The organism is Comamonas sp. FUJ_7 (genome assembly GCF_057369555.1).
The window spans coordinates 165,176-191,218 of the sequence record NZ_JBXXZI010000003.1; the positions used below are offsets into that span (position 1 = coordinate 165,176).

Sequence of the window (26,043 nt, forward strand, 5' to 3'; positions counted from 1 at the left end):
CTCAAGCACGAATGCTTAAAAACTTGGCCGTTTGAGTTAGAAGCTGCAACTTCAGCTCCTGCCAACGGCGACCATTCGCATCAATATGAACGGCACCGAAAAAACTGGGGGAATGCTCTGGCGCAGGCTCAGCCTTGGTAAAGGCATCGGCTGCCCTCAAGCCCAGCAAGCGGTCAACGAGCAAAGCGGCATTGACTTCCAGAGCGGGATTGAATGCCAGCAAACTGCAGTCCAAGAGCTCCTGTTCATTGCGAGTGCCGCCATGCCCTAGCAGCTGAGCCAGATCGACGACTCCCATCAGGGCACCACGTAAATTGGCGATGCCCAGAAACCAAGTCTGTGTGTAAGGGACGGGCTGAACACCAGTCCAAGGGAAAATTTCTCCCGCTTGATTGAGCGGGAGCAGATAGTCTCGTCCACCTGCCTGGACTGCCAGCCAGGCCGCGACACTGACGTCTTCGCTGCGCGCTGCCTGCAAGCGCCCGGCCAGACGGGATTGAAGATCTCTGAGGGCTTCGCGGTTCGCCATGTGCAGCGCAGCCCTTTACAGCGCTGCGATCTTGGCCTGCAGCTCGGCTGCATCCACGGGCTTTGTGATGTAGCCACGCGCACCTTGGCGCATACCCCAAACCCGGTCCGTTTCTTGGTTCTTGCTGGTACACATGATGATGGGTACATCGGCATACTGTGGATCGCGCGAGATGGCTCGCGTGAGCTGAAAGCCGTTTTGCCCAGGCATGACCACGTCCATCAAGATCAGATCAGGCTTGTCTTCGGCCAGGCGCAGCATGGCCTCTTCGCCATTCTCTGCCGTGCGCACTTGCATGCCTTGCTTTTGCAAAATATCGCTCAGAACCATCAGTTCTGTCTTGGAATCGTCAATGACTAGTACTTTTTGAATTGTCATCATGCAGCTCCCACATCTGCCGCCTGCAGCGCAAACTGTTGGACAGTCTGCAGCAGTTGATCTTTGGTAAAAGGTTTGGTCAGGTAGTCTTGACAGCCCACCATGCGTCCACGCGCCTTGTCAAATACACCGTCTTTCGATGACAGCATCACGACAGGTGTGTTCGCGAAACGTGCATTGCGCTTGATGATGGCGCAGGTCTGATAACCATCGAGCTTGGGCATCAGAATGTCGCAGAAGATGAGCTGCGGCTGGTAGTCATTGACCTTGGAAAGTGCATCGAAGCCATCATCGGCCAGAAGAACTTCATGCCCACCTTGCTTGAGGAAGATTTCAGCGCTGCGGCGGATGGTATTGCTGTCATCCACCACCAGGATGCGCAAAGGCGCACTAGATGCTGTCACGTTGAAATTCCTCCAAATTCATTCTTCAATGGAATTGAGCGTCTCTTGCACTCAGATTTCCACCATTTCAAAATCGTCTTTGCGGGCACCACACTCTGGACAGGTCCAGTTCATAGGAACATCTTCCCAGCGGGTGTTCGGGGCGATTCCGTGTTCAGGGCAGCCTTCGGATTCGTCATAAAGCCAGCCACAGGTCAAACACATCCAAGTCTTAGGGTCAGTCACAGCTTAAAGGGGCATCACATAGAATGCAACGATTGTATCTAGTCACAACCCCGGCTCCCACCCTTGCATTCCCGGGTGCAAACTGGGGTGCGCCATGGCATTGAACCCCATCTCCTCTACTCCCCCACGCCGAACCAGTCAGGAAGAAGCGACAGAATCCGCGCCTGTCTGCGTGCTGTCTTTCAACAGCAGTGACCCCTGCGGAGCCAGCGGGCTGTCGGCCGATATCGCCACCATTTCCTCCATTGGCGGTCATGCCCTGCCCGTGACCTGCGGCGCCTATGCCAGAGACACGGCCCGCATTTACGAGCACTTTTCGCTCGATGATGAAGCGGTGACCGAGCAAGCCCGCACCGTGCTGGAAGACATTGCGGTTACCGCCATCAAGGTGGGCTTTGTAGGCAGCCCTGCCAACCTCGCTTCAATCGCCACTATTTCGTCCGACTACCCCAACATCCCCATCATCAGCTACATGCCGGACCTGTCTTGGTGGGAGGACGACAAGCAGGATCAGTACCTTGATGCCTTCAAGGAACTTGTTCTGCCTCAAACATCTGTGTTGGTTGGAAACCACAACACCCTATGGCGCTGGCTGCTGCCCGACTGGGAAAGCAGTCGCTCCCCGAGCGCCCGCGATATCGCCATGGCAGCCGAGGCACTGGAAGTGCCTTATGTACTGGTCACAGGCATCCCCCTGCCCGACCAGTTCGTGGACAACGTTCTGACCACTGCCCAGTCTGTACTGGGCAACAGCAAGTACGAGATGTTTGACGCCACTTTCACCGGGGCCGGTGATACGCTGTCTGCTGCAATTACAGCCCTGCTTGCCACTGGCAACGACCTGGGCGCTGCAACCCTGGAAGCGCTGGAATATCTGGATCACAGTCTGGATGCAGGCTTTCGCCCCGGCATGGGCCACTATCTGCCTGACCGCCTCTTCTGGGCTCAGCCCGTCGAGGAAGAAGAGTCCGAAGACGACCCGGTCGAAGAATCCACTGATGATGAACCTGATCCCAAGCCGATTGAAGGCTTCGTGATCCCCTCACATGACACAAAACACTGACTTGAATATTGCATTGTTCGAACGCGCCAAAGGCGTGATTCCTGGTGGCGTGAACTCTCCCGTGCGCGCCTTTGCCGCAGTGGGCGGCACGCCCCGCTTTGTGAAGCGTGCCCAAGGCCCCTATTTCTGGGACCAGAACGATCAGCAGTTCACCGACTATATCGGCAGCTGGGGACCCATGATTCTGGGCCACGGCCACCCCGAAGTGATCGAAGCTGTGCAAGCTGCCGTGCTCGAAGGCTTTAGCTACGGCGCCCCCACCGAACGTGAAGTGGTGCTGGCCGAAAAAATCCGCGAACTCATGCCCAGCATGGACATGGTGCGCATGGTCAGCTCCGGCACCGAAGCCGGCATGAGCGCGCTGCGCCTGGCCCGTGGTTACACCGGCCGCAACAAGATCATCAAGTTCAACGGCTGCTACCACGGCCATGCCGACGCACTGCTGGTCAAGGCCGGCTCGGGCCTCGCCACCTTTGGCGCGTCTTCGTCTGCCGGTGTGCCCGCCGATGTAGCCAAGGACACCGTGGTGCTGGAGTACAACGACGTTGCCCAGCTCGAAGAAGCCTTCGCCAAGATGGGCAGCGAGATCGCCTGCGTGATCATGGAGCCGATTGCCGGCAACATGAACTTTGTGCGCGCCAGCGTGGACTTCACTCGCCGCATTCGCGAGCTGACGAAGGAGCACGGCGCGCTGATGATTTACGACGAGGTGATGACCGGTTTCCGCGTCGCCCTGGGTGGCGCGCAAAGCGTCTACGCCAAGGAGATTGAAGGCTTTGCGCCCGACATCACCGTCATGGGCAAGGTCATCGGCGGCGGCATGCCCATGGCAGCCTTTGGCGCACGCCGCGAGATCATGGAAAAGCTCTCGCCGCTGGGCCCTGTCTATCAGGCCGGTACGCTGTCGGGCAACCCCATTGCCACGGCCTGCGGCCTGAAGACTCTGGAGCTGATCAGCCGTCCCGGCTTCCACGCCGATCTGCACCTAAAGACGGGCCACCTGATGCAAGGCCTGAAGTCTGAAGCCAAGGCCGCAGGCATTCCTTTCAGTGTGGACTGGCAAGGCGGCCTGTTTGGCTTCTATTTCCTGCCCGAGCTGCCCACCACCTACGCCGAAGTCATGAAGACCGACGGCAAGATCTTCAACAAGTTCTACCACGGCATGCTGGAGCGCGGTCACTACTTTGCACCTGCACTGTACGAGGCAGGTTTTGTGAGCGCAGCCCACACCGACGAGGATATCGACCGCACGATTGAAGCGGCTCGTGAAGTGTTTAAAACACTGTAAGCACGCTACCTGACAAAACGCCCCGCTCTGCCGGGGCGTTTCTTATTGGGGCAGCTTAAAAGCCTTGCGTGCTTTATCAACCGCTGCACGCGTGGTGCAGCCCGGCGCATGATCGTTGACCATACCCATGGCCTGCATCAGTGCATACATGGTGGTGGGGCCAACAAACTTCCAGCCGCGCTTTTTCAGCTCTTTGGACAAGACCAGCGACTCAGTGGTCTGCGCCTGGATGTCGGTGCCGGTAGATGGCTGCTTAGGCGCATAGCGCCAGAAGAAAGCAGCCAGCGACCCTTCTGCCTCCACCATTTCGATAGCGCGCTGGGCGTTGTTGATCACGGCTTCGATCTTGCCGCGGTGGCGCACAATGCCTGCATCCTGCAACAGGCGCTGCACATCGGCCTCCTCAAACTGGGCCACCTTTTCAAAATCGAAGTTCGCGAAGGCGGCGCGAAAGTTCTCGCGCTTGCTCAGAATCGTCCACCAGCTCAGGCCAGCCTGAAAGCCTTCCAGACACAGTTTTTCAAACAGCCGTTGGTCGCTGCCCACCGGGAAGCCCCATTCGTGGTCGTGATAGTGCACATACTCCGGCGCGCCCAGGCACCAGCGGCAGCGTGGCAGGCCATCTGCGGCGGGTTCTATGGGCGAGCGGGTCTGTGTTGTCTCAAGGGATTCAGTAGTCATACGTTGCACTCTAACCAATGCCATCACCGCCACGAAAAAGCCCTGCAGCGGCTTCGCTGCAGGGCTTTTTTGATAGCTGCCTGCGCTTTCAATCCAATGATTTCAGGCATGAAACATATTGAAATCCAGGTATATAAAGCGCTAGCAGCTCACTTTTTATCAGCCTGTGCCAGCCGTGAATGGCGCACGCCATAGAGCATGTAAATCACCGCCCCCAGCGCCATCCAGCCCAGAAAGCGCAGCCAGGTCAGCGTGGTGAGGTTGAGCATCAGATAAAAGCAGAGCACGGCCGAGAGCACAGGCAGCACCGGCATAAAAGGCACGCGGTAACCAGCGCTTGAAACTGCTCCAACACCCTGGCGCTTTTTGCGCAGCACCACCACGCCAATGCTGACCAGCACAAAGGCTGACAGCGTGCCGATGTTGATCATCTCTTCGAGCAGCTCCACCTTGGTAAAGCCCGCCAGCACGGCCACGATCACGCCCACGGCCAGCTGCAGGCGCACAGGCGTCTTGCGCTTGGCCGATGTCACGCCCCAGCTGCGCGGCAGCAGGCCGTCGCGGCACAGGGCCAGCAGCACGCGCGAGCTGCCCATCAGCAGCACCATGACCACAGTCGTCATACCGATCAGCACGCCCACCGAAATCACCTGCGCCGCCCACCCCGCGCCCACGGCGATGAAGGCGGTGGCAAGCGACGGGTTCTCCGCCTTGGCCAGCTCGGTATACGGCACCATGCCGGTCAGCGCCAGCGTGACCAAAATGTAGAGCACTGTCACCAGCGCCAGCCCACCCAGAATGCCGCGTGGCAGCGTGCGCTGCGGGTCTTTGACTTCTTCTGCGGATGTGGCCACCACGTCAAAGCCCAGAAATGCAAAGAACACCAGCGATGCGCCCGAGATCACACCCAGCCAGCCGTATTGGCTGGGCTCGGCCCCAAACAGCCAGGCCAGCATGGGTTGCCCCCAGGCATCACCCGTCACACCATGCGCCACCACCGGCGGCTGCGCTGCCGGGATAAAAGGCGTGAAGTTGTCGGTGTTCATATAGGTAAAGCCGACCACGATCACAAACACGGTGATCGCCAGCTTGATGATGGTGAACACATTGTTGACCTGGGCCGAGATCTGCGTGCCCGCAATCAGCAAGGCGGTGAACACGGCCACGATAAAGAAAGGCCCCCAGTTCAGATGCAGTCCAGCAACTTCTACGGCCTGCGCAATATCAATGCCCGCCGTGGAAAACACCGCCGCTAGATAAATGCCCCAGTATTTGGCCAGCACGGCAGCGGCCGAGATCATCTCCAGCAGCAAATTCCAGCCAATGATCCAGGCCAGCCCCTCGCCCAGCGTGAGATAGGTATAGGTATAAGCGCTGCCCGTAACGGGCACGGTAGAAGCAAACTCCGCATAGCACATGATGGCCAGCGCGCAGGTGGCGGCGGCCAGGATGAAGGAGAAGATCACCGCCGGCCCGGCAAAGCTACCCGCCGCGCGCGCGCCCACCGAGAAGATGCCTGCGCCTACGGCAACGGCCAGCCCCAGAATCATGAGATCGAAAATCCCCAGCGTGCGCTGGAGCTGGCGGCCCGGCTCGTCCGAATCGGCCAGCGCCTGTTCAATGGTTTTGGTTTTCAGCCACTGCATGCATATCCGCGGGCTCTTTCGCACAGCGCTTGTGGCGCAGCGGCGGTGGCCCGTTGTTTTGGTCAAAAATGCATCCTAGGGTTTTCACCCGGCGCTTGCAGATTCCCTGCAACATCACCGCCATAGCCGCATGTTTTGTGCGGACCTGGTCACACGGATTTATCAAAAAAGACTAGCCAGCATCGCGATTCACGAAGCCTGCGTGCACCTATTGATCGACGCTGCACTCCTGCAAGTAAGCAAGCACTCAAGCAGGATTCAAAAATATCCCAGCGCGTCTCTGGGTCATGCGCGATCGGGGCTTTGGGCCTGCGGCAGCGGTTGCGCTGCGGGTGCCGGGCGAATCAGCCCGCAAAGAAACGCCACCAGCACCAGCGCTGTGACCACATCCAGCACATGGTGCTGATGCACCAGCAGGGTGGAAGCGCAGATGGCCACGCTCCACAGCACGATGCCAAGACACAGCCCCACCCTGCCCTTGGGCCACTGGCACTGGCAGATGGCCAGGCAAGTCAGCGCGGTATAGACGATGTGCAGCGAGGGCAGCAGATTGTGAGGCTTGTCCACAAAAAACATGGCCGAGAAGATGCTGCGATACGGCTCAACATCGGGGATGACGCGCTCGAATGCCAGATTGGCCGGGAACAGCACAAAGACCAGCCCGCAGATCAGCGTGCCTGCAATCTGGCGCTTGCCCAGCGCCGACAGCACGGGCTGCTGCACCAGCCACAGCGGCAGCACCAGAAAGGGGAAAAAGGAGAAATAGACAAAGATGAATTCCGGCACCAGCGGAATCATGGCGTCCCAGGGTGTGAGAAAGTCATAGCGCTGCTCACGCAGACTGGCCAGCCAGTTGGCCGTGGGATACACCGCATAGGAAGCGATCAACACCCAGACCGCCCAGAACACAAAGCCGCGCTGCTTTTGCGCGGAATGAGGCTGGGCTTTGTGATGGTGAGGAGCAGCGGTCACGGGCTTGGTCATGCGTGGATTATGAAATAGCCGTGCAAACTGCTCCGCAGTCTGAAAGGTAAAAAGCAAAGACAAAGGCCCAAAGCACTGAGCCTTGGGCCTTTGGGCATCTCTCGCAGCTTACTTGTCTGATGTGTCTGATGTATCCAATGACTTGGCCGACATCACCCAGCGCGCCATTTGCAAGGCATCCGCCTCGCTGACCTGTGGGTGGCGAGGCATGATGACATTACCCCACACCCCAACGCTGCCGCCGCGAATCTTGCCTGCCAGATAGCTCTGGGCATCGGCCTCCTTCGCGTACTTCTGCGCAATCTCGGTAAAGCCCGGACCCACAAATTTGCGATCCAGCCCATGGCAACGCATGCAGTCAGCGCCCTCCACCAGCTTGCGGGCCTGCGCCAGCTCGGGCTGAGATGCCACCATCGCATCCGCTGCCTTTTCAGCCGTGCTGACTCGCATGATGCGCCAGCCGATATTGGCCACCCCCAGCGCACTGGCCAGTATGACCAGCCCAATCAGCCAGCCAATCCAGCGCGGCCGATCCGGGTAGGTTTCTTCATCGTCGATAGGGTCAGTCATAGCAAGCAGATTCACAAAAAAGTATGGCCAGCAGAGGCTGGCCATAGAACGCGGAGCAAAAACTGGCGCGATCCAAGCCAGGGACACCGAGGAAGCGCCGCCGCGCACCGAAGGTGTCGTCCCCCTCCGCGAAAAGCAGAGAGGGGGAAGGCGCGGTAGCGCCTCAGGGGGAGTTTTTAGTGCCTGAAATGGCGCACGCCGGTGAACACCATCGCCACGCCACGCTCATTCGCTGCATCGATCACTTCCTGGTCGCGCATGGAGCCGCCGGGCTGGGCCACGCAGGTTGCGCCTGCATCGACCACCACGTCCAGACCATCGCGGAAGGGGAAGAAGGCATCCGACGCCACGACGGTGTTTTGCAGCGACAGCTTGGCTGCTTCGGCCTTGATGGAGGCGATGCGAGCCGAGTCCAGACGCGACATCTGGCCAGCACCCACGCCCATGGTCATGCCGTTCTTGCAGAAGACGATGGCGTTGGACTTGACGAACTTGGCCACCTTCCAGGCAAACAGCAGGTCTTGCAGCTCTTCCTGAGTAGGTTGCTTGATGGTCACGACCTTCAGCTCTTCCAGCTTCAGTTCGTGGTTGTCAGCCGATTGCAGCAGCAGGCCCGAGCCCACGCGCTTGGTTTCCAGCGCGTTGCGCACGGCGCCGTAGTTGGCGGGCAGCGCAATCTTCATCAGGCGCACATTGACCTTGGCCTTGAAAATTTCCAGCGCTTCGGCGCTGAATTCAGGGGCCATCAGCACTTCCACGAACTGCTTGGAAACGGCTTCGGCTGCGGCCTTGTCCACAGGGCGGTTAAAGGCGATGATGCCGCCGAACGCGCTGGTGGGGTCGGTCTGGAAGGCCTTGGAATAAGCCTCGAAAGGGTTAGCGCCCACGGCCACACCACAGGGGTTGGCGTGCTTGATGATGACGCAGGCGGGCACGTCAAAGCTCTTGACGCATTCCCAGGCGGCATCGGCATCGGCAATGTTGTTGTAGCTCAGTTCCTTGCCCTGCAGCTGCACGCCGGTGGCCAGCGAGCCATCGGCCACATTCACGTCGCGGTACCAGGCGGCTTGCTGGTGGCTGTTTTCGCCGTAGCGCAGGTCTTGCACCTTCAGGTACTGCTCGTTGAACTGACCGGGGAAGGCAGCGCGCTCAGGCACATACTCTTCGCTCAGCTTTTCTTCTTCGAACTTCACGCTCGACAGGTAGTTGCTGATGGCACCGTCGTACTGGCTGATGCGGTTGAAGGCTGCCACAGACAGCTCAAAACGCAGTTTATTGCTCAGCTTGCCGTTGGCCTTCAACTCGGCCAGCACGGCGTCGTACTGATCGGCAGCGGTGACCACGCCCACGTCTTTCCAGTTCTTAGCGGCGGAGCGAACCATGGCAGGGCCACCGATGTCGATGTTCTCGATGGCGTCAGCCAGTGTGCAGCCCGCCTTGGCCACGGTGGCTTCAAAGGGGTAGAGGTTCACGACCAGCAGGTCGATGGTCTCGATGCCATGCTCCTTGAGAGCCGCCATGTGCTCGGGGAAATCGCGGCGGGCCAGCAGGCCGCCGTGCACCATGGGGTGCAGGGTCTTGACGCGGCCATCCAGCATTTCGGGGAATTGGGTGACTTCGGCCACTTCGGTCACGGGCAGGCCCTTGTCGGCCAGCAGCTTGGCCGTGCCACCGGTGGACAGCAGCTGCACGCCTAGGGCATGCAGGGCTTGCGCAAATTCAACGATGCCGGTCTTGTCAGAGACGGAGATCAGAGCTTTCATGGGCGTCAATTCAAAGTTTGGATAAAAACAAGCTGCAAACACATATCTATCAAGCGCTTGCAGCTATGGATTCGGTAGCTTTATCGGTTCAGAGCAGCTGGTGATCGACCAGCTTCTTGCGCAAGGTATTGCGGTTCAGGCCCAGCCATTCGGCAGCGCGCGACTGGTTGTTATCGGCCTGGCCCATCACCACCTCCAACAGCGGCTTTTCGACCAAGCGAATCACCATGTCATAGACATTGGCCGGTGTCTCGCCCTCGAGATCGCGAAAGTAGCCCTCCAGGCTATCGCGCACGACTTGTTCTAAATTCTGATTGCTCATGCAGACATTTCTACGGGTTCTTTCAACTCGCTGCTGGTTTCAGCAGCGGCCGCAACTGCCGGGATCCGCTCCATCTGCTGCCCCAGGGCATCCAGATAATCGGCCACGGCCTGCCATTGCACCGCGCAGTCCTCAATAGTGTTGATGTGTTTTCTGAATTCTTCCCCGCCCGGCAGGGCCCGCAGATACCACGCAATATGCTTGCGCGCGCTGCGTACGCCAACTCCCTCGCCGTACAGGCTGTAGTGATCCTGCAGATGCTCAAGCAGCAGGCGGCGCAGCTCGGCCACCAGCGGCGGCGCCATGTGCTCGCCTGTCGCCAAGAAATGTGCGATTTCGCGAAAGATCCATGGCCTGCCTTGCGCTGCACGACCGACCATGATGGCGTCCGCCCCCGTGTAGGCCAGCACATCGCGGGCTTTTTCAGGGCTGTTGATATCGCCATTAGCCACCACGGGCACGCTCACCGCCTGCTTGACGGCGGCAATCGTGTCGTACTCGGCAAAGCCTTTGTAACCCTGCTCACGCGTGCGGCCATGCACCGTCAGCATCTGAATGCCCACGTCTTCAAACTGGCGGGCCAGTGCGATAGCGTTCTTGTGTGCATCGCACCAGCCGGTGCGCATCTTCAACGTGACGGGCACGTTGTAGGGGCGAGCAGCCTCGACCACAGCACGGGCAATCTCCACGGCCAGCGGCTCGTTCTGCATCAGGGCGGAGCCCGCCCATTTGTTGCAGACCTTCTTGGCCGGGCAGCCCATGTTGATGTCGATGATCTGCGCGCCGCGCTCTATGTTGTAGATGGCCGCATCGGCCATCATGGGACCATCGGTGCCCGCAATCTGCACCGAGATCGGGCCAGGCTCGCCTTCATGGTTGGCGCGGCGGCTGGTCTTGAGGCTGTTCCACAGGTCTTTGCGCGATGTCACCATCTCGCTGACCGCGTAGCCCGCGCCCAGGGCCTTGCACAACTGGCGAAACGGCCTGTCCGTCACACCCGCCATGGGAGCGACAAACAAACGATTTGCCAATGGAATATGACCAATGTGCAGGGCGGGCATGAAAGGGGTTCTGGGGTCGCTGCAGGCTGTGCATGCCTGAAACTGACCGGGTGCAGGAAAAGAGGGATGGATTATACCTGCCCAAAATTTCAGCAGTTCAAGCCCTGACCATTACCCTGCAGTGCAAATCACTATCCAGGGCGGTTGCACAACACTCTAGTTCTTGCGCACCGGCACATCGAAGTACTGATCGGGGTAAGGCTCTGCAATCAAGGTGTAGTGCCACCACTCTTCAGGCAGATTCTTCCAGCCATTGCGCTGCATGAGGGTGCGCAGCCAGCGGCGGTTGTGCTGCACATCCGGGGACTGTTTGGCGTTGTCGGTGTGCGACTGCTCATCGAACATGTCGAAAGGAGTACCCATATCCACCTCAATGCCGTCGGCCAACGGGCCTCGCACCCACTTGCTGGCGCGCTGGGCATCCACCACCATCAGCGTCAAGTCCGCTGTACTGGCACGGCTGTGTCCGGACTTCTCGGCAATATAGCCACGCTTGAACAGCTCGTTCTTGGGCACACGCGGGTAGTACATGTCCTTGTTCTTCTGGTCAGCCATATCCTTGCTCCAACGAACAAAGTCATTCACTGCAGTCTGAGGGCGATAGCAGTCGTAAACCTTCAGACTCAGCCCCTTTTCCTGCAGCTCCTGCTGAACCGAAGCCAAGGACTGTGCCGCCGTACGGCTGAGCCAGCAGACACCCGCCTCGTACCCTGCCACGGGCCGCCCCATGAAGTTATGCCGACCGGCATAGCGCATGTCCTGCCTGATACCCGGCGCCAGCGTGGCCAGCGCCACCAGATCAGCTGACTGCGACTGACCGGTTTTCTTGTCTGGCGAGGATTCTGTCTTTATTCCTTGGGCGCACCCTGCTATCAAAAGTACGGCAACGCCCAGCCCCACCACCTGCCCCCATCGCATTTTTTTTGTCACAGGCCTGAAAACCATTCTTACTCCCATTGATCTGACGTTACCCAGACACACCTGCACATGCATTTGGAAAAGAAACCATACAACAGCATGCAGTATCTAGACAGACCAGCGACTGCAAATTTCAAGGGAATTGAGCGAGCAGCCTAAACTAGCCGCCCTATGGAAGCTTGGATACATCAGTTGCTGCAATGGCTGGCCCTGCCTGAAATGGGCCTGAGTACCGTGTTCGTCGTCGCTCTGGTGTCTGCAACCTTGCTGCCTCTGGGCTCAGAGCCCATGGTCGCAGCTCTGGTCTCGGCCAACCCCGACCTGTTCTGGCATGCGATCTTTGTCGCCACAGCCGGAAATACGTTGGGCGGCGCCATCAGCTGGTGGATGGGCCTAGCCGCCAATCAAGCCTGGAGGCAGGCCAAGAAGCTGCGCCAGCATGGCGAGCCTGTGCCGCAGAACATGCATCACAAGTCGCGCTGGAACCGCATCGCGCGCTACTGGCTGCGCAAATATGGTGCCAAGGCCTGTTTGCTGAGCTGGCTGCCCATCGTAGGCGACCCCCTTTGCGCTGTGGCAGGCTGGGTGCGACTGCCATTCTGGCCTTGCGTGGCCTACATGGCGATTGGAAAATTCCTGCGCTACACCTTGATGACTGCCGGACTGCACCAGATCATTCAGCGCTTTTTCTGAGTCCTTCTCAAGGCAGAAACGAAGGTGTCAGCAAGCGCAAGCCCAGCGAGAACCAGCGCTGGCTGCCTTCACCCATACGGTTGCCGTAGGTGGCATCGACCTGCACGCGATCCGGCACCAGCCAGTAACGCACACCGGCCTGCATGAACGGCTTGCCCGAGCCCTGACCATAGGTCTCGGCAATCAGCCAGGTACGCTCCTGCAACTGGGTCTCGCTTCCCAGCCCCCAGGTGAGATGGTGACTGCGCGTGCCTTGCTCTCGCAGCCACCCCAGATTGGTGTGCAGAACCACCTTGTCATCGGCCAGAGACCAACTCACAGGCACATAGGCATACATATCATGGCCTCCACCCGCCTCACGGCGTGGATCACGTGACATGCCTGCAGCCAGCCCCCACCCCCAGCCATTGCTTTCCAGGGTTTTGAACAGAGTCTTGCCCTGCAGCATCTGTGCACTGCCACGTGTACGGCCGTCTTCGCGATTCAAGGCTCCACCCACGGTGAGCTCCAGATTTCCCGTGAAGTTGCAGGCGGGTTGGGCCCAGAACTCGGTGTGCCCCTTGGGATGCTTGACCCAGCTCTCCAGCTGGCAGGCTTTGGGATCAACGATGCTCGCATCATCGGTATTCATGGGGCGTGCGGCATGCGCCACTGTGCTCAAGGCGGCGGCAGACACCAGCAGCAGTTTGTGAAATGACATGGGTTTCCTCCCTGTTATGTGCGTTTTTCAGAGGTGGCGCTCTACGCCGGCAAGGCACTGAGCAAGACTTTAGCGCCGCACTTTGACACAGCTTTTCCAGGCCGGCAATTTCAGGATTTTTAAACCTTCAACCCTTGTATAAAAAGCCGCTTAAGCTATAAATAAATGAGCAAAAAAAATCGCCCGAAGTCACTGGGCGATTCATCGACAGGCAGTGAAGCTTCCCTCTGGCAGCAGCCTCAATCCACCTTCAGGCCCAGACTCCGGGTCACCACTGCATAACGGTCCATATCGCTCAGGATCTCCTCAGCAAACCGGGCAGGTGACTGCTGGACCAAGGTGTAGCCCTGCTGCTTCAACGACTGCTGCATCTGTGGATCAAGCTGAATCTGCGCCAGAACTTCATGCAGCTGCTTAACTACCGGGTCCGGGGTAGCTGCAGGTGCCAGCAGACCATGCCATTGCTCTACAGCAAAGGTCTTGACACCTTGTTCAGCCACCGTAGGCACCTCGGGCAGCTGTGCGATGCGCTGAGGAGCCGTGATGGCTATGGCGCGCACACGCCCCGCCTCCAGCAAAGGAGCCGCACTGCTGGCCGTCACCACCCCAAACGGCACCTGACCTGCGGCCACCGCGGTAACAGCTGGCCCACAGCCTTTGAACGGGATGTGCAGCAGACGCACCTGTTGCGCCTGAGCCAGCATTTCACCCGCCATATGCTGAGGCGTGCCATTGCCGCAGCTGGCAAAAGCCAATGGAGCCTGCTCCGAAGTGCTCTCCAGCGCATCGCTCAGGCGATGAATGCTGCTTTGCGCAGGAACGACCAATACCGAAGCAATCGTGCCTGCGTTGAAGACGGCCTTGAAGTCATGGCGGGGATCAAAGTCCAGATGCCGATACACCCCTGGATTGATCGAAAAAGAGCTGTTGGCCATCAACAGCACACTGCCATCTGCTCTGGCATGGGCCACCTCACGCGCACCAATGTTGCCACTCGCCCCCGGGCGGTTTTCCACCACCACCGGCTGACCAATGCGCTGCTGCAACTCCGCCCCCAGCTTGCGCGCCAGCAAGTCCGTTCCGCCCCCCGGCGGAAAGGTCACAACAATGGTGATGGGCTTTTCAAAGCGCATAGCGGCAGTGCCCGTGCTGGCCTGCCAAAGGCCAGCACAAGCCGTTGCCACAACCGCCGCAGCCAACACGACAAGCCCACGACGCTTAGATGTCGATGACATCACACCCTCCCTCTAACCGGCAAATCTCAAACGAAGCACGACCCAACCCAGAGACAGCAAGCAAGCGCCGCCGCGCAGCGAAGCTGTCGTCTCCCTCGGGGCAAGCCGCGCAGCGGCTCAGGGGGCTTTCATACATCCAGGCCAATATCCAGCACCTTGGCACTGTGCGTGAGCCAGCCCACGGCGATCTGATCGACCCCAGTGGCTGCCACTGCCGGCGCAGTCTCAGGCGTAATCCGACCCGATGCTTCAGTAATCGCCCTGCCCTTGCACATGCCCACAGCGGCGCGCAGATCGTCCAGGCTCATGTTGTCCAGCAGCACCACATCCACGCCCAGTGACAAGGCCAGATCCAGCTGGGCCAACGTATCCACTTCCAGCTCGATCTTGACCATATGGCCGACACCGGCACGCGCGCGCCCCACAGCGGTAGCCAGATCGCCCGCCAGCGCAATGTGGTTGTCCTTGATGAGCACGGCGTCATCCAAACCAAAGCGGTGGTTGCTGCCACCGCCCACACGCACCGCATATTTCTGCAGCGAGCGCAGGCCCGGCATGGTCTTGCGTGTGCAGGTCACGCGCGTGCCGAAAGGCTTGATGGCTTCTGCAATCGAATGTGTGGCCGTGGCTACACCGCTGAGGTGACAGAGGTAGTTGAGAGCCGTGCGCTCGGCCGTGAGCATGGCGCGGCTTTTGCCACGGATGCGAGCGATTTCCGTGCCCGGCTTGAGCAAAGTGCCATCGCTGCAACTGGCTTCGAACTGGATTTGCCCATCCATGAGCGTGAACGCCAATCGCGCCAGATCCAGCCCCGCCAGCACGCCATCCTGGCGTGCCACCAAGCGCAGCTCATCCTGCGCATCTGCGGGCACGATGGTGTCCGTGGTCAGGTCACCTGCACGGCCCAGGTCTTCCAGCAAGGCCATGCGCACCAGCGGCTCCAGCATCACATCGGGCAAGGGAGAAACAGGCAAGGCAGCAGCTTTATTAATGCTCATTTTGAGTATTTGTATAGTGTAAAAACGCGATGCTTGTCTCAGGCATCGCGTGGTAATGGATTAGATGCACTTATGCTAAACCTGAGCATTAATCAGGTCAAGCCCTGGACCGTCAACCTGGTCATCAGATAAGCAAGGGTGGAAAAGTTCAGTGACCTCTGGCCAGAGGCAGCTTGTTGCCAGCAATGGCACGCTCCAGCATCACATTGCGCTGAAAGCGAAACAGCTTGGCTGGTCGGCCGGCACCGGCGGCCGTCATCTGCCCGGTTTCCTCGACCAGGGCCTGTTGCTCGATCAGGCGGCGAAAGTTCTGCTTGTGCAAGCAGCGCCCTGCCAAGGCCTCAACCGCCTGTTGCAGCTGCAGCAGCGAAAACTCCTCGGGCATCAACTCAAACACCACGGGTCGATATTTGATCTTGGCCCGCAGCCGCGCCATTCCCGTGGCCAGAATGCGGCGATGGTCATTGCTCATGGCCATGCCTGGTAGCAGTTGCGCAACAGGTGCGGGCGCTCCGTCACGCCAGGACTCAGCCACAAAACCGGCCTCGAACAGCAACTCGTAACGCTGCAATACCAGCTCTTCATTCCACTCATGGCCATCCAAGCCAAAAGTCATTGAAGCCCTTTGCCAGCGAGCGCTTCTAGCTACACTATCTGAAGCAGACTCGCTCCAGTCATGCAAAGCGGGGCCAATCTTTTCCTGCACCACGGCAGGCATGCCATCGCGCCAGTCCTCCCAAGGGAAGTAGCGATACCAGTCCTGCCAGCCGGGCTGGGCTTGCCCCGCTTCATCCAGCTCACGCGTCAGCGCCAGATAGCTGATGGAGATGGCGCGCATGCCCAGCTCTTGCGAACGATCACGGTCGGCAAAGGTGTAGAGCTGCTCGACAAAGCCCAGCGGATGGTGGGTCTGCGTCTCCACCCAGGCCCTCAGGCTAGCCTGCAGCGAGCGGTGGTTGCTGGTGAACGGCCCGGCAGGCAGGGCCAGCCCCGACCGGGTAGTCAGGATGCGGGGCTGACCACCGGTGACGGCAACCAGCACTGCCACCAGATCCGCCTGTACGGAATGCTGCTCGGTATCGCTCAACGGCTGGCTGTCCTTAGACGTTGAACAGGAAGTTCAGTACATCGCCATCCTTGACGATGTATTCCTTGCCTTCAGCGCGCATCTTGCCTGCGTCCTTGGCACCTTGTTCGCCCTTGTATTCGATGTAGTCCTCGAAGGCGATGGTCTGCGCACGGATAAAGCCACGCTCAAAGTCACCGTGAATCACGCCTGCGGCCTGAGGTGCCGTAGCGCCCACACGCACGGTCCAGGCACGCACTTCCTTCACACCTGCGGTGAAGTAGGTCTGCAGACCCAGCAGCTTGAAGCCGGCGCGGATCAGGCGATTCAGGCCCGGCTCTTCCAGACCCAGCTCCTGCAGGAACATATCGCGGTCTTCGTCGTCCATTTCGGACATTTCAGCTTCGATCTTGGCGCAGATGGCCACCACAGGGGCACCCTGGGCTTCAGCATAGGCCTTGAGCTGGTCCAGCAAAGGGTTGTTCTCGAAACCGTCTTCCGACACGTTGCCCACAAACATGGCGGGCTTGGCTGTGATCAGGCAGAAAGGCTTGAGCAAAGGGGCGTCTTCCTTGGACACAGGCACGATGCGTGCGGGCTTGCCCTGGTTCAGCGCTTCCTGAATAGGCGTCAGCAAGGACACCAGCTTGGCGGCTTCCTTGTCGTTTCCGGACTTGGCGGCCTTGCTATAGCGATTGAGGGCCTTATCCACAGTCGCCAGGTCAGCCAGGCACAGCTCGGTCTGGATGACTTCGATATCGGCAATCGGGTCCACCTTGTTGGCCACGTGGATCACGTTGGGGTCTTCAAAGCAGCGCACCACGTTGACGATGGCGTCGGTTTCACGGATGTGGGCCAGAAACTGATTGCCCAGACCTTCCCCCTTGGAAGCGCCTGCCACCAGACCGGCGATGTCCACAAATTCCACGATGGCAGGAACCACGCGCTCGGGCTTGACGATTTCGGAGAGCTGATCCAGACGAGGATCGGGCACTTCCACCACGCCGGTATTGGGCTCGATCGTGCAGAAGGGATAGTTCTCGGCGGCGATGCCAGCCTTGGTCAGCGCGTTGAAAAGAGTGGACTTGCCCACGTTGGGCAGACCCACGATGCCGCATTTGAGGCTCATGGAAATTTCCTTTGATATCAATGCACTTGCCTGGCACCACACCTGCGTGATGGAAGTGCCCGATCCGCATTGGGGCGTGTTCGGTGTTCTGAAGAGATGTGACAACAAGCGCTCTGCATGGGCAGAGTTTTGTGCTCGTTTTGTCACGAAAAACTATGCCGATTGTAATGATCAGCGAATCTCTGCTGGCGCGGGGCAGATTGCCGTGCGGGGTGATCCTGCGTGACCGTGTGCTTTGTGGGTTCTGTGTGCGGGTCGGCGCTCGGACCAAGACCTTCCAAGTGGCTACCAGCGTGCGCGGTAAGCAGTTCCGCTGCACCTTGGGGCGCTGGCCGCTGATAAGTGTTGAGGAGGCCCGTGATCGGGCCATGGCGCTGCTCAGAGACTGCCGACGCGGGGTAATGCCTGAACGCCCTGAAAAAGCGTTTAAAGCCCTTCCTACGCTTGCAGAAGTGCTACCGGCTTACTGTGCGGCCAAGAAGCTTAAAGAGGCCAGCCGCAAGCGCTATGACTCGTTCTTCCGAACGCACTTCGCAGAGTGGCTGCACCGGCCTGTGGACGACCTGCGCCACCGCAGCTTTGCCGAGCACTGCCACCAGTTCGCACAGACCAAGGGTGCTGCGCTGGTGGAGCTTGGCCGTGGTGTTATGGGCGCGGTTATTAAGTATGTGAATGCGGTGCATGGCTTGGACTTGGCTACTCCATTCACCAAGCTGGCCGCTGCTGGGCTGATGCCTGAGCGTGCCAAGCCAAGGCCGCGGACGCTTGAGATCAGCGACCTACCTGCGTGGAAGCGTGCCGTAGATACCCTGCCAGAGCCGCAGCGGGATTGCTTGATGCTACTGCTCTATACCGGCCTGCGGCGTAGTGAATGTGCGGGGCTGACCCGTGATCAGATTGATTTTGAGAAGGGGCTGATCACGATACCTATGACCAAGAACGGCAAGCCTCATAGCCTCCCTATCACTCCACTGATGGAGAGCATCTTGCGCCGCCGCTGCGAGGGTCTAGCTGCGCCACAAAAGCTTTTCAAGGGTGTCAGCGTGGAGCACCTTGCTGAAATGGCTATGCGTGCCGGAGCACCTAAATTCATGCTGCATGATCTTCGGAAGCTACATGCATCCATCGGCAAAGCACAAGACATGCCGGATGCAGTGCTACGTCGAATCCTCAACCACACACCGCCCAAGTCAGATACGCTCAACCGCCACTATGTTGCTGTGGAGCTAGCAGAGGTTTCGGCAGAACTAGTGAGAATTCAGACTGCTGTGCAATCAGCAAACTAGAGAGGCCGTGGAGCGGATGAAGGGAGGTGGCACACACTTTTGCGCCACTCTGACAGCATCTGTGACAGGGCGAATCCTAAACGAATGCCTAGGGCTTGTGTCACATGCCTTTGGAACAAAGGCCGGCTGCTCCTCATCAATCTCGACAATTATGCGCAGCCCATCCGATCGGCCATGATGCATGTCCTTAATTTGATCAAATTTCCTGCCTACAGAAACTCAGCGAGCAGAGAATTAGTAACAAAAAATTATGTTACAAACATATTTTTAAAATTAATGATAGCAACCATGAAATTAAGTCTAGGTAAGAAGCTACTTGCATTTCAGGGAGCAATTGCGCTTGGGCTTGTTATAGCGGCGATTCCTGCCACAAGCTTCGCAGAGGCAGCTCCATGTAAATCAGTGGGCCTACTTGGATTCAAGATGGCTGAAACACGTGATAATGGAAAGCCATACGAAGATGTTTATGCCGGTTTTTTGCAGTTGCGCAGGGCGGGGAAGATTGATCAAAACGACTTTGACCAATCGATACTTTTCTTGAAATATGTCTATACAGACGGTCGGTATGAGACTCCTGCCAGAATACGGCAACAGATCACAGCTCTCTGTGAAGCATATCGTTAACAAAGAGAGCCGCTTCTTTAACGGCTCTCTTTCTTAACTGCTCAACTGTTCACTCCACGTCTTACATGTGGAGAGTCTATTTCTTTAGTTTGCGCTCGCTCACGCAGCCTACTCAGGGTGCTACGACTGCATCCTGTAGCTGCCTGAATTTCGCTCCACGTCATGCCTTTAGACAACATAGACACAATGGCAGTATTGCGCTGGATATCCTCCCTACGGCCCTTGTAGGCTCCTTCGTTTTTTGCCTTGGCGATTCCCTCAGCCTGACGGCGGCGGCGGTCTGTGTAGTCTTTGCGTGCAATCGCGGCCAACATATCCAGCAGCATTCCATTCACTGCGGCCAGTATGCGTGCCGTGGTTTCGTCCGTGGTGGTGATGCTCTGCCAGGACGTGGGCAGGTCTAGCGCCACGATACGCACGCCGCGCGCGCCAATCTCTCTCTTCAGCGCCTCCCAGTCCGCATCATTCAACCGCGACAGGCGGTCAACCTGCTCAATCAGCAGCACGTCTCCAGGCTTGCAGTCACTCAACAGCCGAAACAGCTCCGGACGCTTCAGGCTGGCTCCTGAATCATTCTCGATATACCACGCAGCCACTGCCAAGCCGCGCTCAGCAGCAAAGGTCTCCAGGGCTGCACGGGCGCGGCTTGCATCTTGTTCTTGGGTTGAGGCTCGGAGATAGGCGCGGACAAACATGCTTTGGTTCGTTATAGATGGTTTGCTTGAACAGGTTCGTTTTAGGTCATCAGCGTCAGCAATTGGAACCAAGAAGCAACGGTTCGTTTGAGGCATGCCCAAAAAACGAGTGACATATAAGACATTCTGAGGACAGCGGATTTTTGTGAATGCATCACATAGCCGCTTTTCCTCGTTTTCTAGGACTTCACTCCGATGCAACAAAAACACGCGAAATCTGTTGCATCTCATACGCATCTCATAGGCGTCAAATTAAGTTCATCTCCTCTCAATCCATTACCCCTATTGAAAACAACACTCAAAAAAGTGAGCATTCACAAAAAACAAAGAATTTTTCACTGAACCAGCCATTTTTAAGCCGACTCCTTCCTATACTGCATCTGACAAAGTATTAAACGGTCGTCTTGAGATTTGGTCATGCAACAGGAACGCAACACTCCATACGTCAGCTACCTCCGCGTCAGCACACAAAAGCAAGGTCACAGCGGTCTAGGCCTTGAAGCCCAACAGACAGCCGTAGCGCGGTATGCCAAAGAGCATGGAGGCACCTTGGTGCAAGAGTTCAAGGAAGTTGAGAGTGGCCGCAAAGGCATGAAGGGGCGACCAGAGCTTGAGAAGGCGCTAGCCTTTTGCCGCAAGCATCGCTGCACACTGGTCATCGGCAAGCTCGACCGACTGGCGCGCGACGTGCGGTTCTTTTTGGAAGTGATCGACACCTGCAAAGTCAGCATCGCATTCGCTGATCTGCCGGACGTCAATCCATCAACGGCCGAGGGTCGCATGGTGCTGGTCAGCATGGCGAACTTCGCGGAGTTTGAGGCGCGCCGTATCAGTGAGCGCACCAAGGCTGCGCTAGCGGCAGCAAAGGCACGTGGCCGCGTTCTAGGAAGCAAGGGCATAGACAACCTACGCCCCAATATTGAAGAGCGCCAGAAGGCTGCTGACGCCTTTGCTGAGCGGCTGCGCTACACCATGCACTCCATGCAAGATCGCGGACTGTCGCAGCGCGCTATAGCCATGGAGCTGAACCAGCTTGGCATCAAAACTCCGCGCGGTGGGCAGTGGTCGCTATATCAAGTTCAGCGCTTACTCACTAGAGTCAGTTCGCTAAACACTCGCAACTCATAGCCATCAACTATCAATTGAGACTTGGGTATTGGCAATTCATTTTCCAGCAATACCTAAGTAGCGCACTTTCTATACTGGGGCGTGACCCTTACTTTTCGGTATTGCTGACCACCAGGCAATCCGACTAAGTGAATTCACAACCTATTGATAGCGCAAGCATGCATCAATCCCCATACGAACAAAACAGCCGCCCCCAAACATCTTCCGAACTCGATGCGATCAGTGAAGATTTTGAGATTGACCTTACCTTGGCTGACGGCACACAGTTTGATATGTCAGGTGCGGAGTCGATCACCGATCTAATCAGTGAGCATCATGCCAACCGCCAGCCGCTGTTCGAATACGAAGAAGCTCTAGAGAACTATGAAGCGGTCTGCAAACAGATCAAAGCTACGGGCGATTACAAGTCATCGCGCGGCCATTATAGGTTCTGCTCTTTTGAGCTCAATGCGCATCGCCGATTAGCCCCAGCTTTTCGAAAAGAGCTTCAAACGGGAAAGAAACTCAACGACCCGATCTTTTTTCAAATTCACCGCGATCAGATCACCATCGACTGCCATTGGCTCTATTGTCAGAACGAAGATGTCAACATCAATGAGAAAGACGATGAGTTTGCAGACATCTTCGACCTCCATTCACCATTTGACTTTGCTCTTTGCGATGAATTCGCGGCAAAAAAATGGAAACGGGATAACCGTGTTCTGGAGTGCTTGCGGCTGACAGACTTTCAGCAGTTCCAATTGGCTGCCCTGCAAAGCTCAGATATGAAGATGCGCATTCACCGGTTAAGTGAGGCGATGAAGGGGGAAAAACAGCGCCTACCATCCCCACAATCGAACTTTGAGCGCAAGCTGTCGGCATGGGAAAAGCGCTCCGCCTCAGTAAAAAAACATCGTGCAACTTACCAAGCACTTTGGAAGCTATACATGGTCCTCGGCCCTTCCCTAAGCGGCCGAATGCTCAGCGAACTTCTGGCTATGGCGCTCGGTGAGCCAAGAAAAGATCCGAAGACAGTTATGACTCAGTTGAAGACTCTTCTGAAGAATACCGGCACGTAGTTTCTGGCATGAATCAGGTGTATGAGAAGGGCAACTCTTGGGCACACCATTCAAAATTCACCATTAAAATCAATGTCTTACAAAAACAACTCCGCCATAACAACATAACATAACAACGAAAAATCTCTAAAACTTTTGGTTAGGAGTGCTCGCCGCTTCGCGGCTGCGCTGGGGGAGCTCCGCTCCCCCAAAAAATTCTCAAAAGTATGGAAATTTCTAGTCCACGGTTAGGACTATTGTCACTGTCGGATGCGGGTCGCTGCGCTCCCCTATCCTCGGCTAAAGAAGCTCGAACGGCAAATGGCTTAAAGGGTCTATGGCGAAGCCATAGGCCCTTGCCTAGCTCTACCCACCCCTCTGTTGAAAAACCTCACAGCGGCCCATTTAAAGCCTCGGACAGGACTTTGTGGAAGTGTTTAGACTCTGCGGCTGAGTCACATCTTTGTTCTGATTTTTAGGAGGCCGATGCTTCCACCCATCGGATCCAATTGATATGTAAGGACTTCCTTACAACGCCATCACAAGGGATAGTTCTCGGCGGCGATGCCAGCCTTGGTCAGCGCGTTGAAAAGAGTGGACTTGCCCACGTTGGGCAGACCCACGATGCCGCATTTGAGGCTCATGGAAATTTCCTTTGATATCAATGCACTTGCCTGGCACCACACCTGCGTGATGGAAGTGCCCGATCCGCATTGGGGCGTGTTCGGTGTTCTTTTGAAGAGGTGGCTCAGACGCACTCTGCTGGAGCAAAGAGGTGATGCGATCTGGGCTCGCAAAGCCACAGATTGTAATGACCCGGCAATCTCTGCTCATCTTGGGCAGAATGCGCCGCAGTTTCCATAGCTCAGCAAAAAGCCTGCACAAAGGCAGGCTGGATCAAGGCTAATGGGCAGAGAACTGCGATAGATGCTCGATCAGGCCATGGCCTGAGAGAGGTCAGCGTTCATGGGGCCAAACAGCAAGTCCAGCCCGGTTGTCTGCTCCAGCCGACGAAACTGAGCCTGCGAGCTGCACAGGTACTTGGTCATGCAGGGCGTCTGGCAGCCCCGCATCAGTGCAGGCACTTTCTGCGCAAACTCCAGCACCCAGTCGCCAGCCTGACAGGCAATATGGCCATGCCCGTCTGGCAGCCGGAAGTCTTTGTCAGGTGCGCGAGACGCAAGACGGGCAATCTTTCCTGCAAAAGCGCTGTTGCCCGTGATAACGACGAAATCTCCCACTTGGAAATCAGCCATGAGGTCCTCCCTGTCATGCTGCTGTCAGTACCCCTTATTGGACACTGCGTGTATCACCGTACTATTACATGCGCACCTCAAGCAACTGAGAGACAAAGTCTTACAACTGCGCCTCTATTCACCAAAGCGCAGATTGCCCGCCAAATGCTGGCCTAAGCGCAGCTCGGCAAAAGCGGATGGATCAGGTGCCAGCCCCTGAACAATGGCATTCATGCCAAAAGTGAGAGCACCATCGACACGGGCATCCTGGCGGTAGCGGCCCATGGCCTGCCCCACCGCCACACCCGGCACGGCGGTATCCGGGTCGATGTCAGGAATGGGGCAGCGCGTGCAAGGCTTGCAGGGGATCAGGCTCAGCCCCGGTAACTCCAGCACATCCAATTGATCGACCCTGTCCTCATCATGCGGCTCCAGGCCATCAAGCACGATATTCGCCCTGAAGCGTCGCGCATCCACCACCGCCTCGCCGGCTTGCTTCAGCCGCTGATTGAGTTCATCCACCGCTGACTGGCTGAGCACCAGCAAAGGGTAGCCATCGGCAAAGTGCACCGGGGCCTGCTTGTCACCTACCCAGCGCTCACTGGCTTGGCGCGGCTGGGCAGGATCAAAGCGCACCAGCCGGCAGTCCTCACCCAAAGCCCGGCTCAGCCACTGGCGTGCAGGCTCGGCCCACTCCCCCAGATCCCAGGCCGCCACCGTATCCTTCCAGACCCTGGCACGACACTGCTCACCCTGCGCTAGCAAAGGAATCTGCAGACTGTCCTGTCCAGGCAAATGCAGCAGCAGAGAATCATCTGTGATCTCAGGGCGAATCAGCGCCATGCGCGGATGACTGCGCTGGGTCAAGAAATCGCCACGGGCATCCACCACCATCCAGTGCCTGTCCCACTGCAGGCCATGGCGCGAAAGCCTTGTCTGCTGCACGGCGATGCCGGCGCAGGATTTGACGGGATAGATCCACAGCTCGGCAATCTGCCCTTGCACGTCGTAAAGAGAGTCAGTCATCGCTGTCCTTTGATCTAGGATTTATGGTCATTTTGGCCTCAACCCCTTATAAATCCTGCGCAGGCCGCTATCAACAAAATAGTTGCACGCAGCCTACAGCCAGACACGCCCAGGTTTCCTCTATGACCGCAGGCCCTGCCCGCGCCTCCTACAATGCCGGGCATGGCGCAAACCTTTGATGTATGTATTCGTGGAGCCGGCATTGTGGGCCGGACATTGGCTCTCTTGCTCGCGCGCGAGCGTCTGCGTGTCGCGCTGGTTGCGCCGCCACAGCCGCGCTCTCAGCAGCACAAGGATGTGCGGGCCTATGCACTCAATACCAGCTCTAGAGCCGTGCTGCAGTCGCTGCGCTGCTGGCCTGATGATGAGGATGCCACGCCCACCACCGGCATGCAGGTGTTTGGCGACCTCGACGGTCAAGTCGAGTTTGACGCGGCCTCTCAGGAAGTGGAAGCGCTGGCCTGGATTGTCGACGTGCCTGCGCTGGAGCAACGCCTGTCCGAGGCTGTGCGCTATCAGCCCCAGGTCGAGATCGTCAAGGAGCCGGTGGAAGCCGCCCTCACTGCCATCTGCGAAGGCCGCGCCAGCAGCACACGCTCCGAGTTTGGCGTGGACTTCTCGGTCACGCCTTATCCCCAGCACGCCATTGCCACCCGGCTGAGTTGCGAACTGCCCCATGGCGGCATTGCCCGACAGTGGTTTACGCCCGAAGGCATTTTGGCCTTCCTGCCCATGGGCGGCCCTGAGGGCTATGAAGTGGCGGTGGTCTGGTCGCTGGACAAAGCCCTGGTCCCTGACTGGCTCGACAGCGACGAAGAAAGCTTTACCACCCGCCTGCAAGCCATCAGCCAGAACGCTCTGGGCCAGCTGCAACTTATTGCCGAGCGCGCTACCTGGCCGCTGCAGCAAGCTGTGGCCGACCGCTGGTGCGGCCCATCTGCGCACAACAACGGCCAAAGCTGGGTGCTGGCAGGCGATGCAGCCCACAACGTCCACCCCTTGGCAGGCCAGGGGCTGAACCTGGGTCTGGGCGATGTACAGGCACTGGCGCGCATTTTGCGAGAGCGTGACTACTGGCGCAGCCCCGCCGATCTGAAGCTGCTGCGCCAGTACGAGCGCGAACGCAAAGCCTCGCTCGCTCCCATGGGGCTGACCATGGACGGTCTGCAGCAGCTTTTTGCCCGCCCTGAAGTGCCTGTTCGGCTGCTGCGCAACTGGGGCATGAAGGGCTTTGAGCGCAGCGGCCCGCTCAAATCATGGATGGCCCGACAAGCCATGGGTCTGCTTTAAGGGAACCCCTGGCGCCCAGAAAGCTCCAACCCTCAGCCCTGTCGCCCCGACTCAGCCGGGATGACGGAA

30 protein-coding genes and 1 pseudogene are annotated in these 26,043 nt (G+C 58.0%); 10 read left to right on the plus strand and 21 right to left on the minus strand.

Annotation, left to right across the window (positions count from 1 at the left end; genetic code table 11):
- Nucleotide 1: 1 nt before the first annotated feature.
- From AC2I9W_RS06225 to AC2I9W_RS06240, 4 genes are read right to left on the minus strand one after another with little or no spacing between them, the layout of a single operon-like run.
- Nucleotides 2–529: a chemotaxis protein CheW gene (locus tag AC2I9W_RS06225; protein ID WP_486409145.1), complete on the minus strand. Its 528-nt coding sequence runs from the start codon at nt 527–529 to the stop codon at nt 2–4.
- Nucleotides 530–544: 15 nt separating this feature from the next.
- Nucleotides 545–907: a response regulator gene (locus AC2I9W_RS06230; protein ID WP_486409146.1), complete on the minus strand. Its 363-nt coding sequence runs from the start codon at nt 905–907 to the stop codon at nt 545–547.
- Nucleotides 907–1,311 (minus strand): response regulator, encoded by a 405-nt coding sequence (locus tag AC2I9W_RS06235; RefSeq protein WP_158393393.1) that lies wholly within the window; start codon nt 1,309–1,311, stop codon nt 907–909. Before AC2I9W_RS06235 ends, AC2I9W_RS06230 begins: the two co-directional genes overlap by 1 nt.
- 51 nt (nt 1,312–1,362) lie before the next feature.
- Nucleotides 1,363–1,515 (minus strand): rubredoxin, encoded by a 153-nt coding sequence (locus AC2I9W_RS06240; RefSeq protein ID WP_486409147.1) that lies wholly within the window; start codon nt 1,513–1,515, stop codon nt 1,363–1,365.
- 115 nt (nt 1,516–1,630) lie between these two features.
- On the opposite strand from AC2I9W_RS06240, the gene thiD reads away from it, so the two are divergent.
- Together thiD and hemL are read left to right on the plus strand one after the other, a co-directional pair.
- Complete coding sequence (gene thiD / locus AC2I9W_RS06245; protein WP_486409148.1) at nt 1,631–2,599, plus strand: bifunctional hydroxymethylpyrimidine kinase/phosphomethylpyrimidine kinase; 969 nt, start codon at nt 1,631–1,633, stop codon at nt 2,597–2,599.
- Nucleotides 2,583–3,887 (plus strand): glutamate-1-semialdehyde 2,1-aminomutase, encoded by a 1,305-nt coding sequence (hemL, locus tag AC2I9W_RS06250; protein WP_486409149.1) that lies wholly within the window; start codon nt 2,583–2,585, stop codon nt 3,885–3,887. The genes thiD and hemL overlap by 17 nt, the downstream gene beginning before the upstream one ends.
- Before the next feature lie 42 nt (nt 3,888–3,929).
- Here the strand turns inward: hemL and AC2I9W_RS06255 are convergent, their stop codons facing one another.
- The 8 genes from AC2I9W_RS06255 to AC2I9W_RS06290 all read right to left on the minus strand — a co-directional run bounded on the left by AC2I9W_RS06255 (nt 3,930) and on the right by AC2I9W_RS06290 (nt 11,844).
- Nucleotides 3,930–4,568: a DNA-3-methyladenine glycosylase I gene (locus tag AC2I9W_RS06255; RefSeq protein ID WP_486409150.1), complete on the minus strand. Its 639-nt coding sequence runs from the start codon at nt 4,566–4,568 to the stop codon at nt 3,930–3,932.
- 149 nt (nt 4,569–4,717) lie between these two features.
- On the minus strand, nt 4,718–6,214 hold the full coding sequence (locus AC2I9W_RS06260; RefSeq protein ID WP_486409151.1) for an amino acid permease: 1,497 nt from the start codon (nt 6,212–6,214) through the stop codon (nt 4,718–4,720).
- Nucleotides 6,215–6,499: 285 nt separating this feature from the next.
- Nucleotides 6,500–7,198, minus strand: coding sequence for a phosphatase PAP2 family protein (locus tag AC2I9W_RS06265; RefSeq protein WP_486409152.1), 699 nt, complete (start codon nt 7,196–7,198; stop codon nt 6,500–6,502).
- Nucleotides 7,199–7,306: 108 nt separating this feature from the next.
- Nucleotides 7,307–7,768 carry a c-type cytochrome gene (locus AC2I9W_RS06270; RefSeq protein ID WP_486409153.1) on the minus strand — a complete coding sequence of 154 codons (462 nt, stop codon included), beginning with the start codon at nt 7,766–7,768 and terminating at the stop codon, nt 7,307–7,309.
- A gap of 176 nt (nt 7,769–7,944) precedes the next feature.
- Nucleotides 7,945–9,531: a bifunctional phosphoribosylaminoimidazolecarboxamide formyltransferase/IMP cyclohydrolase gene (gene purH, locus AC2I9W_RS06275; RefSeq protein ID WP_486409154.1), complete on the minus strand. Its 1,587-nt coding sequence runs from the start codon at nt 9,529–9,531 to the stop codon at nt 7,945–7,947.
- 88 nt (nt 9,532–9,619) lie between these two features.
- Nucleotides 9,620–9,853 (minus strand): Fis family transcriptional regulator, encoded by a 234-nt coding sequence (locus AC2I9W_RS06280; RefSeq protein WP_158393409.1) that lies wholly within the window; start codon nt 9,851–9,853, stop codon nt 9,620–9,622.
- Complete coding sequence (gene dusB / locus AC2I9W_RS06285; protein WP_486409155.1) at nt 9,850–10,914, minus strand: tRNA dihydrouridine synthase DusB; 1,065 nt, start codon at nt 10,912–10,914, stop codon at nt 9,850–9,852. The genes AC2I9W_RS06280 and dusB overlap by 4 nt, the downstream gene beginning before the upstream one ends.
- A 156-nt stretch (nt 10,915–11,070) precedes the next feature.
- Complete coding sequence (locus AC2I9W_RS06290) at nt 11,071–11,844, minus strand: M15 family metallopeptidase (RefSeq protein WP_486409156.1); 774 nt, start codon at nt 11,842–11,844, stop codon at nt 11,071–11,073.
- Nucleotides 11,845–12,003: 159 nt separating this feature from the next.
- Between AC2I9W_RS06290 and AC2I9W_RS06295 the strand changes: the two genes are divergently transcribed.
- Nucleotides 12,004–12,525, plus strand: a complete 522-nt coding sequence (locus AC2I9W_RS06295) for a YqaA family protein (protein WP_486409157.1) — start codon at nt 12,004–12,006, stop codon at nt 12,523–12,525.
- A 7-nt stretch (nt 12,526–12,532) separates the two neighbouring features.
- On the opposite strand, the gene AC2I9W_RS06300 is transcribed toward AC2I9W_RS06295, so the two are convergent.
- The 5 genes from AC2I9W_RS06300 to ychF form a co-directional block, all read right to left on the minus strand.
- On the minus strand, nt 12,533–13,225 hold the full coding sequence (locus AC2I9W_RS06300; RefSeq protein ID WP_486409158.1) for a hypothetical protein: 693 nt from the start codon (nt 13,223–13,225) through the stop codon (nt 12,533–12,535).
- 239 nt (nt 13,226–13,464) lie between these two features.
- Entirely contained in the window at nt 13,465–14,460 is a 996-nt protein-coding gene (locus AC2I9W_RS06305; RefSeq protein ID WP_486409159.1) for a tripartite tricarboxylate transporter substrate-binding protein, read from the minus strand.
- A 128-nt stretch (nt 14,461–14,588) separates the two neighbouring features.
- Nucleotides 14,589–15,458 (minus strand): carboxylating nicotinate-nucleotide diphosphorylase, encoded by an 870-nt coding sequence (gene nadC, locus AC2I9W_RS06310; protein WP_486409160.1) that lies wholly within the window; start codon nt 15,456–15,458, stop codon nt 14,589–14,591.
- 148 nt (nt 15,459–15,606) lie between these two features.
- Complete coding sequence (locus AC2I9W_RS06315) at nt 15,607–16,545, minus strand: NUDIX hydrolase (RefSeq protein ID WP_486409161.1); 939 nt, start codon at nt 16,543–16,545, stop codon at nt 15,607–15,609.
- A gap of 13 nt (nt 16,546–16,558) precedes the next feature.
- Nucleotides 16,559–17,653: a redox-regulated ATPase YchF gene (gene ychF, locus AC2I9W_RS06320; protein WP_486409162.1), complete on the minus strand. Its 1,095-nt coding sequence runs from the start codon at nt 17,651–17,653 to the stop codon at nt 16,559–16,561.
- Here ychF and AC2I9W_RS06325 point away from each other — a divergent pair.
- The 3 genes from AC2I9W_RS06325 to AC2I9W_RS06335 all read left to right on the plus strand — a co-directional run bounded on the left by AC2I9W_RS06325 (nt 17,652) and on the right by AC2I9W_RS06335 (nt 19,563).
- On the plus strand, nt 17,652–17,879 hold the full coding sequence (locus tag AC2I9W_RS06325; protein ID WP_486409163.1) for a hypothetical protein: 228 nt from the start codon (nt 17,652–17,654) through the stop codon (nt 17,877–17,879). The two genes, ychF and AC2I9W_RS06325, sit on opposite strands and share 2 nt — an antisense overlap.
- Nucleotides 17,821–18,939, plus strand: a complete 1,119-nt coding sequence (locus AC2I9W_RS06330; protein ID WP_486409164.1) for a tyrosine-type recombinase/integrase — start codon at nt 17,821–17,823, stop codon at nt 18,937–18,939. Before AC2I9W_RS06325 ends, AC2I9W_RS06330 begins: the two co-directional genes overlap by 59 nt.
- A gap of 288 nt (nt 18,940–19,227) precedes the next feature.
- Nucleotides 19,228–19,563: a hypothetical protein gene (locus AC2I9W_RS06335; protein ID WP_486409165.1), complete on the plus strand. Its 336-nt coding sequence runs from the start codon at nt 19,228–19,230 to the stop codon at nt 19,561–19,563.
- A 41-nt stretch (nt 19,564–19,604) separates the two neighbouring features.
- On the opposite strand, the gene AC2I9W_RS06340 is transcribed toward AC2I9W_RS06335, so the two are convergent.
- A complete protein-coding gene (locus AC2I9W_RS06340; protein ID WP_486409166.1) occupies nt 19,605–20,258 on the minus strand; it encodes a recombinase family protein in 654 nt (217 codons plus the stop codon).
- Nucleotides 20,259–20,675: 417 nt separating this feature from the next.
- Between AC2I9W_RS06340 and AC2I9W_RS06345 the strand changes: the two genes are divergently transcribed.
- Nucleotides 20,676–21,386, plus strand: coding sequence for a recombinase family protein (locus AC2I9W_RS06345; protein ID WP_486409167.1), 711 nt, complete (start codon nt 20,676–20,678; stop codon nt 21,384–21,386).
- A 158-nt stretch (nt 21,387–21,544) separates the two neighbouring features.
- Nucleotides 21,545–22,444, plus strand: a complete 900-nt coding sequence (locus AC2I9W_RS06350; protein ID WP_486409168.1) for a hypothetical protein — start codon at nt 21,545–21,547, stop codon at nt 22,442–22,444.
- A 524-nt stretch (nt 22,445–22,968) separates the two neighbouring features.
- Here the strand turns inward: AC2I9W_RS06350 and AC2I9W_RS06355 are convergent.
- Nucleotides 22,969–23,067, minus strand: a pseudogene (locus AC2I9W_RS06355) (GTPase); the annotation flags it as partial.
- Between AC2I9W_RS06355 and AC2I9W_RS06360 the strand changes: the two are divergent.
- Entirely contained in the window at nt 23,066–23,287 is a 222-nt protein-coding gene (locus AC2I9W_RS06360) for a hypothetical protein (RefSeq protein ID WP_486409169.1), read from the plus strand. The pseudogene AC2I9W_RS06355 and the gene AC2I9W_RS06360 sit on opposite strands and share 2 nt — an antisense overlap.
- Nucleotides 23,288–23,358: 71 nt before the next feature.
- Here AC2I9W_RS06360 and AC2I9W_RS06365 read toward each other — a convergent pair whose 3' ends face one another.
- On the minus strand, nt 23,359–23,679 hold the full coding sequence (locus AC2I9W_RS06365; protein WP_486409170.1) for a hypothetical protein: 321 nt from the start codon (nt 23,677–23,679) through the stop codon (nt 23,359–23,361).
- Between the two features lie 114 nt (nt 23,680–23,793).
- Nucleotides 23,794–24,684 (minus strand): MOSC domain-containing protein, encoded by an 891-nt coding sequence (locus AC2I9W_RS06370; protein WP_486409171.1) that lies wholly within the window; start codon nt 24,682–24,684, stop codon nt 23,794–23,796.
- 162 nt (nt 24,685–24,846) lie between these two features.
- Here AC2I9W_RS06370 and AC2I9W_RS06375 point away from each other — a divergent pair, with 162 nt between their 5' ends.
- Nucleotides 24,847–25,974 (plus strand): FAD-dependent monooxygenase, encoded by a 1,128-nt coding sequence (locus AC2I9W_RS06375; RefSeq protein ID WP_486409172.1) that lies wholly within the window; start codon nt 24,847–24,849, stop codon nt 25,972–25,974.
- The last annotated feature ends 69 nt before the right edge of the window (nt 25,975–26,043 follow it).

Bases quoted from the DNA above. Each gene is read 5' to 3' on its own strand.
- AC2I9W_RS06225 (WP_486409145.1), bottom strand. From the start codon at position 529: ATGGCGAACCGCGAAGCCCTCAGAGATCTTCAATCCCGTCTGGCCGGG.
- AC2I9W_RS06230 (WP_486409146.1), bottom strand. From the start codon at position 907: ATGACAATTCAAAAAGTACTAGTCATTGACGATTCCAAGACAGAACTG.
- AC2I9W_RS06240 (WP_486409147.1), bottom strand. From the start codon at position 1,515: ATGTGTTTGACCTGTGGCTGGCTTTATGACGAATCCGAAGGCTGCCCT.
- thiD (WP_486409148.1), top strand. From the start codon at position 1,631: ATGGCATTGAACCCCATCTCCTCTACTCCCCCACGCCGAACCAGTCAG.
- hemL (WP_486409149.1), top strand. From the start codon at position 2,583: ATGACACAAAACACTGACTTGAATATTGCATTGTTCGAACGCGCCAAA.
- AC2I9W_RS06255 (WP_486409150.1), bottom strand. From the start codon at position 4,568: ATGACTACTGAATCCCTTGAGACAACACAGACCCGCTCGCCCATAGAA.
- AC2I9W_RS06260 (WP_486409151.1), bottom strand. From the start codon at position 6,214: ATGCAGTGGCTGAAAACCAAAACCATTGAACAGGCGCTGGCCGATTCG.
- AC2I9W_RS06265 (WP_486409152.1), bottom strand. From the start codon at position 7,198: ATGACCAAGCCCGTGACCGCTGCTCCTCACCATCACAAAGCCCAGCCT.
- AC2I9W_RS06270 (WP_486409153.1), bottom strand. From the start codon at position 7,768: ATGACTGACCCTATCGACGATGAAGAAACCTACCCGGATCGGCCGCGC.
- purH (WP_486409154.1), bottom strand. From the start codon at position 9,531: ATGAAAGCTCTGATCTCCGTCTCTGACAAGACCGGCATCGTTGAATTT.
- AC2I9W_RS06280 (WP_158393409.1), bottom strand. From the start codon at position 9,853: ATGAGCAATCAGAATTTAGAACAAGTCGTGCGCGATAGCCTGGAGGGC.
- dusB (WP_486409155.1), bottom strand. From the start codon at position 10,914: ATGCCCGCCCTGCACATTGGTCATATTCCATTGGCAAATCGTTTGTTT.
- AC2I9W_RS06295 (WP_486409157.1), top strand. From the start codon at position 12,004: ATGGAAGCTTGGATACATCAGTTGCTGCAATGGCTGGCCCTGCCTGAA.
- AC2I9W_RS06300 (WP_486409158.1), bottom strand. From the start codon at position 13,225: ATGTCATTTCACAAACTGCTGCTGGTGTCTGCCGCCGCCTTGAGCACA.
- AC2I9W_RS06305 (WP_486409159.1), bottom strand. From the start codon at position 14,460: ATGTCATCGACATCTAAGCGTCGTGGGCTTGTCGTGTTGGCTGCGGCG.
- nadC (WP_486409160.1), bottom strand. From the start codon at position 15,458: ATGAGCATTAATAAAGCTGCTGCCTTGCCTGTTTCTCCCTTGCCCGAT.
- AC2I9W_RS06325 (WP_486409163.1), top strand. From the start codon at position 17,652: ATGGAAATTTCCTTTGATATCAATGCACTTGCCTGGCACCACACCTGC.
- ychF (WP_486409162.1), bottom strand. From the start codon at position 17,653: ATGAGCCTCAAATGCGGCATCGTGGGTCTGCCCAACGTGGGCAAGTCC.
- AC2I9W_RS06330 (WP_486409164.1), top strand. From the start codon at position 17,821: ATGATCAGCGAATCTCTGCTGGCGCGGGGCAGATTGCCGTGCGGGGTG.
- AC2I9W_RS06335 (WP_486409165.1), top strand. From the start codon at position 19,228: ATGAAATTAAGTCTAGGTAAGAAGCTACTTGCATTTCAGGGAGCAATT.
- AC2I9W_RS06340 (WP_486409166.1), bottom strand. From the start codon at position 20,258: ATGTTTGTCCGCGCCTATCTCCGAGCCTCAACCCAAGAACAAGATGCA.
- AC2I9W_RS06345 (WP_486409167.1), top strand. From the start codon at position 20,676: ATGCAACAGGAACGCAACACTCCATACGTCAGCTACCTCCGCGTCAGC.
- AC2I9W_RS06350 (WP_486409168.1), top strand. From the start codon at position 21,545: ATGCATCAATCCCCATACGAACAAAACAGCCGCCCCCAAACATCTTCC.
- AC2I9W_RS06360 (WP_486409169.1), top strand. From the start codon at position 23,066: ATGGAAATTTCCTTTGATATCAATGCACTTGCCTGGCACCACACCTGC.
- AC2I9W_RS06365 (WP_486409170.1), bottom strand. From the start codon at position 23,679: ATGGCTGATTTCCAAGTGGGAGATTTCGTCGTTATCACGGGCAACAGC.
- AC2I9W_RS06370 (WP_486409171.1), bottom strand. From the start codon at position 24,684: ATGACTGACTCTCTTTACGACGTGCAAGGGCAGATTGCCGAGCTGTGG.
- AC2I9W_RS06375 (WP_486409172.1), top strand. From the start codon at position 24,847: ATGGCGCAAACCTTTGATGTATGTATTCGTGGAGCCGGCATTGTGGGC.